The organism is Limobrevibacterium gyesilva (assembly GCF_025989185.1).
Classification (GTDB): domain Bacteria; phylum Pseudomonadota; class Alphaproteobacteria; order Acetobacterales; family Acetobacteraceae; genus Limobrevibacterium; species Limobrevibacterium gyesilva.
In genome coordinates this window covers 1-15141 of the sequence record NZ_JAPDNT010000050.1, presented here as the reverse complement: position 1 = coordinate 15141, position 15141 = coordinate 1, and the positions used below count along the sequence as shown (strand labels likewise).

The following is a 15141-nucleotide window of genomic DNA, read 5'->3' as shown; positions in this document are numbered from 1 at the left end:
GATCGAGATCGTGCACGGCCTGGGCGCCACCGACAGCTACCTCGCCGCCCGCTTCGCCGCGCGCGCCACCCGGCTGGCGGCGCTGGGCGGCGCGGTCGGCGCGCTGGCGGCCTTGCCGGTGCTGCTGTTGCTGGCCGACCTGGCCGCGCCCTTCGCCGCCGGGATGGACGGCGCACCGCGGCCGGTGTCGCTGGCCGCGCCGGCCGAGGCCGTTCTCGGCTGGCTTAGCGCCCTGCCGCGGCCACTCTGGCTGGCGCTGCCCGGGCTGCCGCTGGCTGCGTCGCTGATCGGATTCGCGACCGCCCAGGGCACGGTGCGGCGCTGGCTGCGGCAACTGCCATGAGCAGGCGGGCGTGATGATGGGGGGCACATGATGGCCGGCGCCGGCCTTCGCCTGCCGCGCCCGCTGTTGCTGGCGGCGCTGCTGCCGCTGGCAATGGCATTGTCCTGGGCGGTGGGGTTCGCCTGGTTCCTGCACAAGGCCGCGGCACCCAGCGAGCCGCCGCCCCAGGCCGACGGCATCGTGGCACTGACCGGCGGTGCGGAACGGGTGGAGACGGCGCTGCGCCTGCTGGCGCGGGGCCAGGCACAGAAGCTGCTGGTCTCCGGCGTCGGCCGGGCGGCGGAGTTCGTCGAGCTGGCCCACCGCGCCGGCGTCGATCCGGCGTTGTCCGGGCGGGTCACGCTGGGCCGCGCCGCCGCCTCCACCCGCGGCAACGCCACGGAGACGGCGGACTGGGCGCACAGCAACGACATCCACACGCTGATCGTGGTGACCGCCGGCTATCACATGCCGCGGGCCATGGCCGAGCTGTCGCGCACGCTGCCGGAGGTGGCGCTGTATCCGGTGCCGGTTCAGCCGCCGGCGCTGCGGGGCTGGCCGGGGCTGGCGGCGTTGCGGCTGCTGGCCGGGGAATACACCAAATGGCTCGCGGCCGAGATCGGGCTGTCCAGCCTTGCCTCCCGCGCCGAGGAACGGGCAGCCGCGCGCAGCGCCGGCCACGCCGCGCCGCGCACCGAGGCCCACCCCCCCGCACAGGAGCGCCGCGGCGGATGATTCTTCTGCGTTCGATCGTCTTCAACGCCTGGTTCTACGGCGCCACCCTGGTGTTCGTCCTGTACAGCCTCGTGCCGCGGATGTTCACCAGGGGCCTCACGCCGCGATGGGCCCTGAATCTCGCGCGCCTCTGGGCCAGGACGGTGCTGTTCGGGCTGCGGCACCTGTGCGGAACCCGCTGGGCCGTCACCGGGCGCGAACATCTGCCGACCGGCGGCCCTGCCCTGATCGCCTCCATGCACCAGTCGGCGTTCGACACCATGGTGTGGCTGCTGCTGGTGCCGCGGCCCTGCTACGTGCTGAAGAAGGAACTGCTGCGCATTCCTGTCTTCGGCACGCTGAGCCAGCTGGCCGGCATGATCGCCGTGGACCGCGGCGCCGGCGCCAACGCGATCCGCTCGCTGCTGCGCGAGGGCGACCGGGCGGTGGCGGAGGAACGCCAGATCGTGATCTTCCCGGAAGGCACGCGCGTCGCCCCCGGCCAACAGGCCAGGTTGCACGCGGGCATTGCGGCACTGGCAGCGCGCACCGGGCTGCCGGTCATCCCGGTCGCGACCGATTCCGGTTTTTGCTGGGGCCGCCGGGCGTTCCGCAAGCGACCCGGCGTGATCCATGTCGCCGTTGGCGCACCGATTCCCCCCGGATTGCCGCGCGAAGAAGTGATGCGCCGCCTGGAGCAGGCGTTCGCCGATGGCGCGGCTGCCCTCGATGCACCCACAGGGGTCCGTGTGCAGGCTGTGGACAACTCTGTGGGATAATGGCGCCGCGGGTTGCGATCCTGCCGCAAATCGAGATTTCAAGACATTGATATCGCGCATTAATTCTTTCAACAGGGCGGCCCGGCATGTTGCAGGCGCACATTGGGGATGACTGGGCCGGACGTGGCCCGCAAACCCCGGGGATACCCGCGTATGCCATTGCTGGCCTATAACGGCCGGTGATGACGAATCCTCCCTACCCGGACAGGCCGGACGGCGCCGACGCGCCAGGCCGGCCCAATCGTCGCGTCAGGTTTCTGGTTCCGGCCGCGATCCTGGCGTTGATCGCCGGCCACACACTGCTGTGGCGCTTCGCCGCGACCCAGCTTGAATCCGGCTTCGCCGACTGGGTGGCCGCGCGCAGCGCCCAGGGCTGGTCGGTCACCGCCGGGCAGCCGGTGCGGGGCGGCTGGCCGCTGGCCGCCGAGCTGAGCGTGCCTGACCTGTCCGCAACCGGGGGCAAGGCCGACCTGCCGCACGGGCTGACCTGGAAAGCCGAGCGGGTGGTGCTGCATGTCGCCCTGCTGCGCCCGCGTACCCTGACCATCGAGGCGCAGGGCCAGCAACAGCTTCGCCTCAGCGACCTGCCGGCGATTCCGTTCACCGCCGACCGCATCCGGGCCGAGATTCCGTTGGAACCGGGCGTTCCCGCGCGCGGCGTGGAGATCGATGTGGACCGCCTGCGCGCCGGCCTGCCCTCCGGCGGCCTGACCGTGACCCGGCTGCAGATCCAGGGGGATTCGAAGCCGGCGGCGCCGCAGGGCGAGGCCGCGGTGTCGTTCACCATGAGTGCCGGCGACATCGACCTGCCGCCGCCCGAGACCGGCGGCAGCTGGGCGCTGGGCGGGCGCATCGCCTCCGTGGTGGTGGACGGTGCCTTGATGGGGCCGCTGCCGAAGGCGCGCACCCCGTTCGCCCGGGCGGCCGGCTGGCGTGACGGCGGCGGGACGCTGGATCTGCGCCGGGTGGCGTTGGGGTGGGGCCCGCTGGGCCTGACCGGAAGCGCCACCTTGGCGCTGGACGACCACATGCAGCCGATGGGGGCCGCCACCGCCCGCATCGTCGGCCAAAGCGAGACGCTGGACGCGCTGGCAGCCGCGCGCACCATCAACCCGCGCACGGCGGGTGCCGCCAAGGCCGTGCTGGGGCTGCTGGCCCGCTCGCCCGAGGGGGGCGGCGCGCCGGAAGTGGAGGTGCCGCTGACCCTGCAGAACCGCGGGCTGTCGCTCGGCCGCATTCCGCTGGCGCGGATGCCGGAACTTTACTGGCAAGACGCGCCCTGAGACGCTATATTGCACTGCATGATGCTCTGGACCGACAGCGCGCGAATTATCGGCCCGGCTGCCTAGCAGCCGGGGCTGTTCTGCGCCTGTCTTCTTCCGCTTCGTCCGGAGTCTCCCTTGATGTCGACCGAACCCTGGACCCTCGTGGGTCTGCACGCGTCCGTCCGTTTCACTCTGATGGCTGATGCCGCCCCCAGCCTGCTGCCGCGCCTGCTGCAACCCTTCGCCAAGCGCGACCTGACCCCCGACAGCTTCGAAGCTCGCACCGTCGGCGACATCACGCGCGTCGACATCGCCATGGAGGCGATGCCGGCCGAGATGGTTCATCTGGTCGAGGGCAATCTCAGCCAGACGGTGGGGGTACGGAACGTGACGCTGCGCAAGGAGATCACCGGCCAAGTGCGGCGCCGCGCCGCCTGAGCGGCGGCCGCGGGCGATCCGTTCATACCAGCGGCCATGAAGAATGACCGCTGGTACGAGTCGTTATTTTGCGTGCCGCCGCCCACCAAGCCCGCGACAGGCACGCGCTTGCGTGCCGCAAGCGGATCGGCGCGCGATACCAACGGCCCTTGACGATGGAAGGGTCATCGTCAAGGGCCGTTGGTATCACATCACGCGCCGGCCGATCGGCTTTCCTGCAGCCGGGCGTCCCGCGGCCGGCTGTCCGGGAGCCGGTCCTGCGGAACCCGGACGGGCTCGGGCGGGTAGTGGCGCAGGATATACAGCATCAGCAGCATCGCGGGCAGCGAGGCCAGCATCGCCAGCGTATAGAACAGCGTCCATCCCGTGGCTTGCGCGAGGTAGCCGGAAAACCCGCCCACGGTGTGCGAGGCGATCGGCGCCACCGAGCTCAGCAGCGCATATTGGGTCGCCGCGAAGGCGGGCGTGCACAGGCCGGACAGGTAGGCCAGGAACGCCGCCGTGGCGAGCCCCTGCACGAACGCCTCGACCACCACCGTGCTGAACAGCACCGCGTGGTTGCCGGCCGAGGCGCTCAGCAACACGTACATGGCCATGGCCGCCATCTGGATGAAGCCGGTGGAGATCAGCGCCCGCGACAGCCCGATGCGCGCCACCAGCCAGCCGCCCACGCCGATGCCGGCCATGGTCGCCACCAGCGAGAACGGCCCGATCGCGGTGGCGACCGCGGCCCGGTCGAACCCCAGCGAGCGGTAGAACGGCGCCAGCATCACCCCGGCCATCGCCTCGCCCAGATTGAACAGCGCCACGAAGGCCAGGATCGGCACCGCGCCGCGCCGGGACAGGAAATCGCGCAGCGGGTCCCGGAAGGCCCCCAGGCTGCGCGCCAGCAAGCCGCCAGCACTCCCCGTCCGCTCCGGCGCCGGCTGCTCGGGCGCCAGCAGGGTGATCACGATGCCGAGAGCCGCCAGCAGCGCGACCCCGAGCAGGGCCACATGCCAGCCCACCACGCCCGCCGAGGCGATCACCCCGGCGCCGGAAACCAGCATGGCGACGCGATACCCCCACACATAGGCCGCCGTCGCCGCGCCCTGCATGCGCTGCTCGAACGCCTCGATGCGCCAGGCATCGATGGCGATGTCCTGGGTCGCCGACAGGAAGGCGATGCATGCCGCCGCCGCGATCGCTACGCCCGGCCCGGCCTGCGCGTCCGACAGGGCCAGCCCCAGGCAGGCGCAGACCAGCAAAGGCTGGATCATCAGCAGCCAGCCACGCCGGCGCCCGAGCCGGCCGAGCGCCCCGGGCGGCCGCACCTGGTCCAGCAACGGCGCCCACAGGAACTTCAATGTGTAGGGAAGGCCGATATTCGCAGTGAGGCCGATCGCGGCCAGGGAGACGTGGCCCTCGGTCAGCCACTGCCGCAACGTGAAGCCCGACAGGGCCAGCGGCAACCCGGCGACGAACCCGAACGCCACCATGATCCAGAGGCGACGGTTCGACAGGAAGGCCGGGGGCTTCACCCCCAGGCCCCTGACCAAGGGCTCTGCCCTTGGAGCCCGCCAAGGGCGGAGCCCTTGGAACCCCAGACTTTAGGGGTGCGTTTGCAAGAGGGGCGCGAGGTGCGGTCTGCCAGAGCGGGGTCGTGCCCCCCTTGCAAACGCACCCCTAAAGTAACGGGATCAAAGGGGCTTCTGCCCCTTTGCGGGGCTATCCGGCGCGCCGCTTGCGCGACGACGGCAGCGCCCTGGTCGGGGTCTGGGGGCGAAGCCCCCAGCCCTTCCCTCAAGCCGCCGCCTCGGCGTCAGTCTTGCGTTCGAAGCGCTTGCGCTCGTGCGGGTCGAGATGGCGCTTGCGCAGCCGGACCGCTGACGGGGTCACTTCGACCAGTTCGTCGTCTTCGATATAGGCGATGGCCTGTTCCAGGCTCATGCGGCGGGGCGGGATCAGCAGCATGGCGTCATCTTTGCCTGCGGCGCGGATGTTCGTCAGCTTCTTTTCCTTGATCGGGTTCACGTCCAGGTCCGATCCGCGGGAGTGCTCGCCCAGGATCATGCCCAGATAGACCTTGTCGCCGGGATCGACGAACAGGACGCCGCGCTCCTGCAGGTAGAACAGCGAGTAGTGGATGGCCTCGCCGTCGGAGTTCGAGATCAGGCTGCCGTTGCGGCGGCCTTCGATCGGGCCGGCCCAGGGACCGTAGCCGGCGAACAGCCGGTTCATGATGCCGGTGCCGCGGGTGTCGGTCAGGAATTCGCCGTGGTAGCCGATCAGGCCGCGGCTGGGCATGGTGAAGGTCAGCCGCACCTTGCCGCCGCCGGAGGGGCGCATGTCCTGAAGCTGGCCCTTGCGGCGGCTGAGCTTCTCGACCACCACGCCGGTATAGGGCTCGTCGACGTCCACCAGCACCTCTTCCATCGGCTCTTCGCGCTCGCCGGTGTCCGGGTTCTGACGGGTGAGCACGCGCGGGCGGCCGATGGTCAGCTCGAAACCCTCGCGGCGCATGGTCTCGATCAGCACGCCCAGCTGCAATTCGCCACGGCCGGCCACCTCGAACGCCTCGCTTTCGGCGCTTTCGGTGATCTTGATGGCGACGTTGCCCTCGGCCTCGCGCAGCAGCCGGTCGCGGATCTGGCGCGAGGTGACCTTCTTGCCTTCGCGGCCGCCCAGCGGGCCGTCGTTGACGCGGAACGTCATGGCCAGCGTCGGCGGATCGACGGGGATGGCGTGCAGCGGCGCGGTCAACTCGGGGGCGCCGATGGAGTCGGGCACGGTGGCCTCGGTCAGGCCGGCGATGGCGATGATGTCGCCGGCGACGGCCTCCTCGATGGCGACGCGCTCCAGCCCGCGGAAGCCCATGAGCTTGGTCAGGCGGCCGGTTTCCACGACGCTGCCGTCCTGGCGCAGCACCTTCAGCGGCATGTTCAGCCGCGCCCGGCCCTGCTCCAGCCGGCCGGTCAGCACGCGGCCCAGGAAGTTGTCGTAGTCGAGGATGGAGGCGACCATGGCGAACGGCGCGTCGCGATCCAGCGCCGGCGCCTTCACGTGGCGCAGCACCAGGTCGAACATCGGCGAAAGGTCCTTGCGCTCGCCGTCCAGCGTCGGGCTGGCCCAGCCCTGGCGGCCGGAGGCGTAGAGCATCGGGAAGTCGAGCTGCTCGTCGGTGGCGCCGAGGGCGGCGAACAGGTCGAACACCTCCACGTGCACCTCGTCGGCGCGGGCGTCCTGGCGGTCGATCTTGTTGACCACCACGATCGGCTTCAGGCCGCGCTCCAGCGCCTTGCCGACCACGAACTTGGTCTGCGGCAGCACGCCTTCGGCGGCGTCCACCAGCACGATGGCGCCGTCCACCATGTTCAGGATGCGCTCGACCTCACCGCCGAAATCGGCGTGGCCGGGGGTGTCCACGATGTTGATGCGCGTGTCTTTCCAGAGCACGCTCGCGCACTTGGCCAGGATGGTGATGCCGCGCTCCCGCTCCAGGTCGCTGCGGTCCAGAGCGCGCTCGGCCACGTGCTGGTGCTCGCGAAAGGCGCCGGATTGTTTCAGCAGCTGGTCCACGAGCGTGGTCTTGCCGTGGTCGACATGGGCGATGATCGCGATGTTGCGGATATCCATTGGGACCTAAGGGCACAGGATTTCAGAACGCCGATGCACGCCGTGCCGGACGGATCTCTGGCACGACGGGATATGTTGCGGCGCACACATAATGGATCGGCCCGCCGTTTGCGAGCCAAAACGCCCTGAAATCGGTGCAGGTCAGACGATAGAATCGATTGCCTTCAGGGCCTCGCGCAGATCGCGCTGCGGTCGGGCGCCGTAATGGCTGATCACCTCGGCCGCGGCGAAGCTGCCGAGATGGCCGCATTGCGCGAGCGGGCGCCCGGCGGTGAGCCCAGCCAGGAAGCCGGCGGCGTAGGCGTCGCCGGCGCCGGTGGTGTCCATCACCTTGGTGGGCACCGCTGCCACGGTCACAGTCTCGTTACCACGGACGATGATGCTGCCCTCCTCGCTGCGGGTGAGGGCGGCCAGGGCCACGTCGGCGCGGGCAAGCCGCGCCGCGTCGGCGAAGTCGTTGCATTCGTACAGGCTGCAGATCTCGGCCTCGTTGGCGAACAGGATGTCGACATGGCCGGCCACGAGGTCGCGGAACGCGGCCCGGTGGCGATCGACGCAGAACGCGTCGGACAGCGACAGCGACACCTGCCGCCCGGCCGCATGGGCGGCGGCGGCGGCGCGGCGGAAGGCGGCCTGGGCGGCCGGCGGGTCGAACAGGTAGCCTTCCAGGTAGGTCACGGCGGCGTCGGCCACCAGCGCCTCGTCCACGTCGCCCTCGCCGAACGTGACGCAGGCGCCCAGGTAGGTGTTCATGGTGCGCTGGCCGTCCGGCGTGACCATGATCAGGCAGCGCGCGGTGGGGGCGCCGCCGGTCAGGGCCGGGGTGGGGTAGTGCACGCCCACGACCCCGATGTCGTGGCGGAACACGCGGCCGAGCTGGTCGTCGGCGACCTTGCCGAGATAGGCCACCTTCGCGCCCAGCCCGGCGGCCACCGCGCAGGTGTTGGCGGCCGAGCCGCCGCTGCTCTCTTGTGCCGGCGGCATGGCATCGTAGAGGCGGTCGGCGGTCGCGGTGTCGATCAGCGCCATGGCGCCCTTGCGCATGTCATGGCGCGACAGGAACGCCTCGTCCACGGGCGCCACCACGTCGACGATGGCGTTGCCGATGCCGAGGATGTCGAAACGTGGGGAAACCATGGCAGAACTCCGGGACGGGACGGGGGTGCGTCGCCTAACACCCCGCCCCGGCATCGGCAACCTTCCATCGTCCCGGGACCATCATGCTCCTGCTCGCTCCGCCTTTGCGCGCCATCGCCCAGTTCCACGACCGTGCGTTCCTCGGCGTGGTGATCCACAGCGTGGCCTGGGCGGCGCTGAGCTTCGCGCTGCTGACCGCCGGCATCGTGTGGGGCGCGCATGCGGCGCTGGCCGACCAGGGCTGGTGGTCGTGGCTGGCCGCACTGCTCGGCGGCGTCGGCTCGGCGATCCTGGCGCTGTTTTTGTTCCTGCCGCTGGCCACCGTGATCGCGAGCCTGTTCGTGGACCGCATCGCCGACGCGGTGGAGCGGCGCTTCTACCCCGGCCTGCCGCCGGCGCATCCGGCGCCGCTTGCCCAGCAGGTCTGGGACGGCGTGGTGCTGGGGCTGCGCGTACTGGTCATGCAGATCGTCGCGCTGGTGCTGACGCTGCTGCTGCCGGGGGTGGGGCTGGTGCTGGGCTGGGTGGTGGCGGCCTGGGCGATCGGGCGCGGGCTGTTCGTGGCGGTGGCGATGCGGCGGATGGACCGCGCTGCCGCCAGCGCCCTGTATCGCCGCCGCCGCCTGGCGGTGCTGGCGCAAGGCGGGCTGATGACCGCCGGCAGCCTGGTGCCGCTGCTGAACCTGCTGGCCCCGGTGCTGGGCACCGCCGCCATGGTGCATGTGCTGCACGCGACGCCAGGAGATGCAGGCGAGATCTGATCACGAGAATGCAGGGGCGCGGCCACGGGTTGTGAGCGAGGGCCCCCTTGTGTTAGGCCAGCCGGACAGTTGTTCACCCGAGTGAAACGGATTTCCCGTGTTCAAGCGTCGCAAGCCCGACGAACCGCAGGCCACCAATCCTGCCCAGGGACCCGCTGGCGGGTCTCCTCCTGGCGCCCCGGCCAACGTGCCTGGCGGCCCGGGCACGCAGGCTGGCGCGTCCGGCCGCCCCGAGGATCTTGGCCTGGGCGTGCCTCCCTTCCGTCCCGCTCCACCAAAGGAGACACCCAACATGGGTCGTGCGCCGTTCCCCGGCACCCCCGCTCCGGCCCCGCAGGCGCCGATGCAACCGCAGCAGCCCCGCCCGGGCAGCATCGTTTCCGGCCGCCAGCCCGCCGAGCGGCGCACCCTGGTGGTGGGCCGCGGCATCAGCGTGCAGGGCGTGGTGCAGGACGCCGAGCGGCTGGTGGTGGAGGGCACCGTGGAATCCACGATGATCCATGCCACCGAGCTGATGGTGGCCCCCGGCGGCGTGTTCCGCGGCGAGGTCGAGGTGGAGGACTCCGAGGTCGCCGGCACCATCGACGGTACCGTGACCGCGCGCGGCAGCCTGATCGTGCGGGCCACCGGCAAGGTGTTGGGCACTGCCCGCTGCCGGCGCCTGCAGGTCGAGGATGGCGGCCAGATCACCGGCCGGATCGAGATGATCACCGAGCCGGCCCGCCCGAGCGACCCGGCCCGCCCGGTCGAGGTGGCGCGCCCGGCCGAGCCGGGCGAGTAGGGATCCTCGGGTCGCAGATGGCCGGGCGCGGCTGTCATCCGATTGAACGGTGGCCAGATGGCTCCGACGTGGGTGACGTATCGCGCCGGATGCTGCGCTAGAGCTGGCTCGGCGTGACCGGGCACACTGAAAGTGCTTTGGTTCGTTGCCCCGGCCGGCGGCTGGCGCGGGCTGGGATGATGGCGCGCTGGGCGTTGGCCCTGGTGCTGCCCATGACCCTGCTGGCCGCCTGTGCCCCGAAAGTGGGTGCGCCGGAGGGTGCCCCTGCGCCCGTGGCGGCCGAGCCGGCGCGGCCACGCCCGGTGCCGCCCGAGCATGTTGCCGCCCTCATCGGCGTCGGGCCCGAAGCGGTCGAGGCGGCCCTCGGCGCGCCGGTGCTGCGCCGGGCGGAAGGCACGGCGGAAGTGTGGCTCTATGCCACCGCCGAGGGCTGCCGCCTCGACGTGGTGCTGTTTCCCGAGAAATCCGGCCTGCGGGTTGCCCATGCCTCCACCCGCACGCCGGTACGGATGACCGAGACAAGCTGCCTGCGCGCGATCGCCGACCGGCCGGCCTGATCGGTCCACCGTCACCTGCGCCACGCGCTCAGGGCGGCGCGGAAACCCCTTGGGACTCGTTGGCCGGGGCCGCGCGGGGGAGCAGGAGGGTGATGGTGGTGCCACGGCCCGGGGCGCTGTCGATGCGGGCCTGGCCGCCGGCGCCGGCGGCGAAGCCATAGACCTGCGACAGGCCCAGGCCCGACGCGGTGCCCATGGGTTTCGTCGTGAAGAACGGCTCGAAGGCCTGTGCGGCGACGTCTTCGGTCATGCCGGCGCCGGTGTCGGAGACGGAGACCGCGATCATGTCGCGGCCTTCGTTGCGGGTCGTGAGCGTGATCGCGCCGGTGGCGTCGATGCCGCGGACGGCAACCACGGCCTCGCGGGCGTTCAGCAGCAGGTTCACGATGGCCGATTCGAACTGCGAGGCGTCGATGTTGGCGGACCCGACATCGGGGCCGAGCGCCATCGCCAGCGGGATCGCCTGACCGATGGTGCGGCGCAGCAGGTCGGCCATGCCGGCAAGCAGCACATTCGGATTCACGATGCGCGGCCGCGCGATGTCGCGCTGGGCGAAGGTCAGCAGCTGGCGGATCAACTGCGCGCCGGCTTCGGCGGCGGCCAGCGCGGCCGCGGACCGCGCCCGCACGCGCGCCGGATCGTCGGGGCGAAGGCGGATCATCTCGAGGTTGCCGATGATGACCGTGAGCAGGTTGTTGAAGTCGTGCGCCACGCCGCCGCTGATGCGGCCGATCGTCTCCATGCGTTGGGAGCGCAGCAATTCCTGCTGCAGGCGCTTCAGCTCGGTGATGTCCACGCGCAACGCCACGCGGTTGCCGGTGGGGGTCCATTTGACCCGGATCAGCGCCCATGTGTCGGTTTTCTTGTTGTAGAGCTCGCGGGACTTGCGGTCGCGGTCACCGATCTCCGCCACCCGGCGGGCGATGAAGGCCTGCGGGTCGGCATAGGCGCTGCGGTCCGCCACGGTGCCGGCGTCGATCGACAGCGCCAGTACATCCGCATAGTGGCGTCCGGCCAGCATCTCGTCCGGCGGCAGATGCGGGAACAGCTCGTGATAGCGGCGGTTGCCGAAACGGTAGCGCAGGTCGGGGCCGTAGACCGCGACCGTGCCGTCGATTGCGTCCAGGGTTTCGCGCAGCATGGCATTCTCGCCTCGCAGCGCCGCGAGCTCCGCGGTCAGCGTGTCCAGGCCATCGCCGCCCATCGGCACGTCCCCTTCCTGCCGGCGAAGGGCACCATCCGCGATGGCGCTGCCGGCGCGCAAATCGACGCTGCGTGAGCCTGCGTCGTGAGTCACGATCGCGGCATGGCGCGATCGTCGTGGACGGCGGCGGCGGCGTGGCGCATGGCGGCGACTCCCTTGGCATCCCTGCGAGCTGCGGGGATGCCGCGGATCATTACAGAACGCCGACGTTTCTGCCTATGGCGTCGCCCCGGCCACGGCGCAGCGCTGCCGCGTCATACCAGCGGCCATGAAGAATGACCGCTGGTATGAGTCGTTATTTTGCGCGCCGCCGCCCACCAAGCCCGCGACAGGCACGCGCTTGCGTGCCGCAAGCGGATCGGCGCGCGATACCGACGGCCCTTGACGATGGAAGGGTCATCATCAAGGGCCGTTGGTATCAGTGCTGCACGGTCTGGTATGCCGCCAGGACCGCCATGTCGACGATCTGGCTGACCGAGGCGTCCATCGGCACCAGTTGCACCGCATGGGTCAGGCCGATGATGATCGGCCCGATCGTCCCGCCGCCGCCCAGGCGGGGGGCGAGGCGCGAGGTGATATGCGCCGAATGCAACCCGGGCATGAGCAGCACATTGGCTGGGCCGGTCAGGCGGCAGAACGGATACAGCGCGCGATAGGAGGGATCGAGCGCCACGTCCGGGCTCATTTCGCCGTCGTATTCGAAATCGACATGCCGCGCGTCGAGGATGGCGGTGGCCTCGCGGATCGTGTTGCCGGTGGCGTGCATCGGGTTGCCGAAGGTGGAATGCGACAGCAGCGCCACGCGCGGCTCATGGCCGAGGCGGTGGGCGGCGGCGGCGGCGCCCACGGCGATGTCCGCCAGCTCCTGCGGGTTGGGGCGGAAATGCATCAGCGTGTCGGCGATGAAGATGGCGCGCCCGCGCTCGCCCAGCATCAGCGTCAGGCCGAAGCTGATGCCATGCGGGGGAGTCTCGATCACGTGGCCGATATCTTCCAGGCAGACGGCCGCCGAGCGGGTGAGGCCGGTCACCATCGCATCGGCGTCGCCGGTGGCCACCATGCAGGCGGCGAAGATGTTGCGGTCCTGGTTGACCATGCGCTGGCAGTCGCGCGCCAGGTGGCCGCGCCGCTGCAGGCGCGCATACAGGAAGTCCGCGTATTTGCGGTTGTTGTGCGACAGGCGGGCGTTGTGGATGTCGATGCCGGTGCAGTCGCCCAGGCCCAGGCTCTCCATGGTGGCGCGCACCCGCTCCTCGCGGCCGATCAGGACCGGGGTGCCGTAGCCGGCATTGCGGAATGCCACCGCCGCGCGGACGATCTTCTCCTCCTCGCCCTCGGCGAACACCACCCGCCTGGGCTCGGCGCGCACCCGCTCGCTGATGGCGTCCAGCGCGTTGGCCGTGCTGTCCAGGCGGCCGGATAATTCACGCTCGTAACGGCGCAGGTCGGCGATGGGACGGCGGGCCACGCCGCTGTCCATGGCCGCCTTCGCCACCGCCGGCGGCAGGCGGCTGATCAGGCGCGGGTCGAAGGCGTTGGGGATGATATATTCGGGGCCGAACTGCAGCCGCTTGCCGCCGCCGGCCGCGTTCACCTCGTCCGGCACGTCCTCGCGCGCCAGCTGGGCCAGCGCCTCGGCGGCGGCGATCTTCATCGCCTCGTTGATGGTGCTGGCGCGGACATCGAGCGCGCCGCGGAAGATGTAGGGGAAGCCCAGCACGTTGTTGACCTGGTTCGGATAGTCGCTGCGCCCGGTGGCGATGATGGCCTGCGGGCTGGCGGCGCGCGCTTCCTCTGGCGTGATCTCGGGATCGGGGTTGGCCATGGCGAAGATGATCGGCCGGTCCGCCATCAGCCTGACCATGTCGCGGGTGAGCGCGCCTTTCACGGACAGGCCGAAGAACACGTCGGCTCCCTCCAGCGCCTCGGTCAGCGTGCGCGCCCTGGTGGCGACCGCATGCGCCGATTTCCACTGGTTCATACCCTCGGTGCGGCCCTGGTAGACCACGCCCTTGGTGTCCGCCAGGACCACGTTCTCGGGGCGCATGCCCATCGCCTTCAGCAGCTCGACGCAGGCGATGGCGGCCGAGCCGGCGCCGTTCACCACCAGCTTCGTCGCATTGAGGTCGCGCCCGGTCAGATGGCAGGCGTTGATCAGGCCGGCGGCGGCGACGATTGCGGTGCCGTGCTGGTCGTCGTGAAACACCGGGATGTCCATCATCTCGCGCAGGCGCTGCTCGATGATGAAGCACTCCGGCGCCTTGATGTCCTCGAGGTTGATGCCGCCGAAGCTGGGGCCGAGATAGCGCACGCAATTCACCAGGGCGTCGACGTCCTCGGTATCCACGCACAAATCGATGCCGTCGACGTCGGCGAAGCGCTTGAACAGCGCGACCTTGCCTTCCATCACCGGTTTGCTGGCCAGCGCGCCGAGGTTGCCCAGGCCGAGCACGGCGGTGCCGTTGGACACCACGGCGACCATGTTGCCCTTGCTGGTGTAGTCATAGGCGAGGCTGGGTTCGCGGGCGATGTGCAGGCAGGGCTCGGCGACGCCCGGGGAGTAGGCGAGCGAGAGGTCGCGCGCCGTGGTCAGCGGCTTGGTCAGCCGCGTCGCCAGCTTGCCGGCTGGCGCCGCCGCATGCAGCGCCAACGCTTCCTCGCCGGAGACTCGGGCTGTGCGCGGATCGTTGCTGCCATCGGCCATGATCGCTTCCTTCCTTCGAGTCTCGTTGTCCTGTCGGCATCATCATGGTCATTCGCATGCCCTTGGGGAAGCGGGCGCTTCGCAAGGGCTGCGGGCACGGCTAATGGAAGGGGATGAACGCTCCCCGCCGCACGCCCGACGCCCGCGGCGCCTCGCCCGCGATGGCGCAGTGGTTCGCCGCCAAGGAACAGCATCCCGACGCGCTGCTGTTCTTCCGCATGGGCGATTTCTACGAGATGTTCTTCGAGGACGCCGAGGCCGCCGCCGCGGCGCTCGACATCGCGCTGACGAAGCGCGGCGAGCATGCGGGCGAGCCGATCCCCATGTGCGGCGTACCCGTGCATTCCGCCGAGTCATATCTGTCCCGCCTGATTCGCCGTGGCTTCCGTGTCGCCGTGGGCGAGCAGATGGAGGAGGCGAAGGCGCGCACGGGGAAGGCGCCGATCCGGCGCGAGGTGGTGCGCCTGATCACGCCGGGCACGCTGACCGAGGATGCGCTGCTGGAATCGGCGCGCCCGAACCTGCTGCTGGCGCTGGCGCCGGCCGGCGAACGGCTGGGTGCGGCGTGGCTGGATGTGTCCACCGGCCTGTTCGAGACGCAGGCGGTCGCCGGCGGCGATCTGCTGACGCTGCTGGGCCGCCTGGACCCGGCGGAGATCCTCGCCCCCGCCGACCTGAAACTGGGTGACTGGGGGCCGCGCCGCGCGCCCGATCGCCCGGCGTCGCCGCCGCAGACCGCGCGGCGGCGGCTGGCGGAAGCGTTCGCGGCGGCCAGCCTGGACGCGTTCGGCAGCTTCTCGGATGCCGAGGCGATGGCCGCCGCCTTGGCGCTGGACGATGTGCGCCTGACCCAGGCCGGCAAGC

Annotated in this window: 13 protein-coding genes and 1 pseudogene; 9 read left to right on the top strand and 5 right to left on the bottom strand. The window is 70.7% G+C overall.

Annotated elements, in window-relative coordinates; translation table 11 throughout:
• The 5 genes and pseudogenes from OL599_RS24795 to OL599_RS24775 form a co-directional block, all read left to right on the top strand.
• Positions 1–343 (top strand): annotated as a pseudogene (locus OL599_RS24795) (cell division protein FtsX); the annotation flags it as partial.
• 27 nt (positions 344–370) lie between these two features.
• Entirely contained in the window at positions 371–1057 is a 687-nt protein-coding gene (locus OL599_RS24790) for a YdcF family protein (RefSeq protein WP_264716732.1), read from the top strand.
• The gene (locus OL599_RS24785; protein ID WP_264716731.1) at positions 1054–1815 is read left to right on the top strand and encodes a lysophospholipid acyltransferase family protein; all 762 of its coding nucleotides are present in this window, start codon (positions 1054–1056) and stop codon (positions 1813–1815) included. Before OL599_RS24790 ends, OL599_RS24785 begins: the two co-directional genes overlap by 4 nt.
• A 182-nt stretch (positions 1816–1997) precedes the next feature.
• Positions 1998–3098, top strand: coding sequence for a DUF2125 domain-containing protein (locus OL599_RS24780; protein WP_264716730.1), 1101 nt, complete (start codon positions 1998–2000; stop codon positions 3096–3098).
• A 177-nt stretch (positions 3099–3275) separates the two neighbouring features.
• Complete coding sequence (locus OL599_RS24775) at positions 3276–3518, top strand: hypothetical protein (RefSeq protein WP_264716729.1); 243 nt, start codon at positions 3276–3278, stop codon at positions 3516–3518.
• Positions 3519–3709: 191 nt separating this feature from the next.
• Here OL599_RS24775 and OL599_RS24770 read toward each other — a convergent pair whose 3' ends face one another.
• From OL599_RS24770 to OL599_RS24760, 3 genes are all read right to left on the bottom strand, one after another.
• A complete protein-coding gene (locus tag OL599_RS24770; protein ID WP_264716728.1) occupies positions 3710–5038 on the bottom strand; it encodes an AmpG family muropeptide MFS transporter in 1329 nt (442 codons plus the stop codon).
• Positions 5039–5300: 262 nt separating this feature from the next.
• Positions 5301–7133, bottom strand: a complete 1833-nt coding sequence (typA, locus tag OL599_RS24765; RefSeq protein WP_264716727.1) for a translational GTPase TypA — start codon at positions 7131–7133, stop codon at positions 5301–5303.
• A gap of 141 nt (positions 7134–7274) precedes the next feature.
• The gene (locus OL599_RS24760) at positions 7275–8270 is read right to left on the bottom strand and encodes an adenosine kinase (protein WP_264716726.1); all 996 of its coding nucleotides are present in this window, start codon (positions 8268–8270) and stop codon (positions 7275–7277) included.
• A gap of 83 nt (positions 8271–8353) precedes the next feature.
• On the opposite strand from OL599_RS24760, the gene OL599_RS24755 reads away from it, so the two are divergent.
• The 3 genes from OL599_RS24755 to OL599_RS24745 all read left to right on the top strand — a co-directional run bounded on the left by OL599_RS24755 (position 8354) and on the right by OL599_RS24745 (position 10369).
• Positions 8354–9031: an EI24 domain-containing protein gene (locus OL599_RS24755; protein ID WP_264716725.1), complete on the top strand. Its 678-nt coding sequence runs from the start codon at positions 8354–8356 to the stop codon at positions 9029–9031.
• Positions 9032–9323: 292 nt separating this feature from the next.
• Complete coding sequence (locus tag OL599_RS24750) at positions 9324–9812, top strand: bactofilin family protein (RefSeq protein WP_283949930.1); 489 nt, start codon at positions 9324–9326, stop codon at positions 9810–9812.
• Between the two features lie 176 nt (positions 9813–9988).
• Positions 9989–10369, top strand: coding sequence for a hypothetical protein (locus OL599_RS24745; RefSeq protein WP_264716723.1), 381 nt, complete (start codon positions 9989–9991; stop codon positions 10367–10369).
• Positions 10370–10397: 28 nt separating this feature from the next.
• Here OL599_RS24745 and OL599_RS24740 read toward each other — a convergent pair whose 3' ends face one another.
• Entirely contained in the window at positions 10398–11666 is a 1269-nt protein-coding gene (locus tag OL599_RS24740) for a sensor histidine kinase (RefSeq protein ID WP_264716722.1), read from the bottom strand.
• Positions 11667–11991: 325 nt separating this feature from the next.
• On the bottom strand, positions 11992–14277 hold the full coding sequence (locus OL599_RS24735) for an NADP-dependent malic enzyme (RefSeq protein WP_264716721.1): 2286 nt from the start codon (positions 14275–14277) through the stop codon (positions 11992–11994).
• Between the two features lie 113 nt (positions 14278–14390).
• Between OL599_RS24735 and OL599_RS24730 the strand changes: the two genes are divergently transcribed.
• Positions 14391–15141 (top strand): MutS N-terminal domain-containing protein (locus OL599_RS24730; protein ID WP_456306721.1); only part of this gene is annotated, 751 nt, incomplete at its 3' end.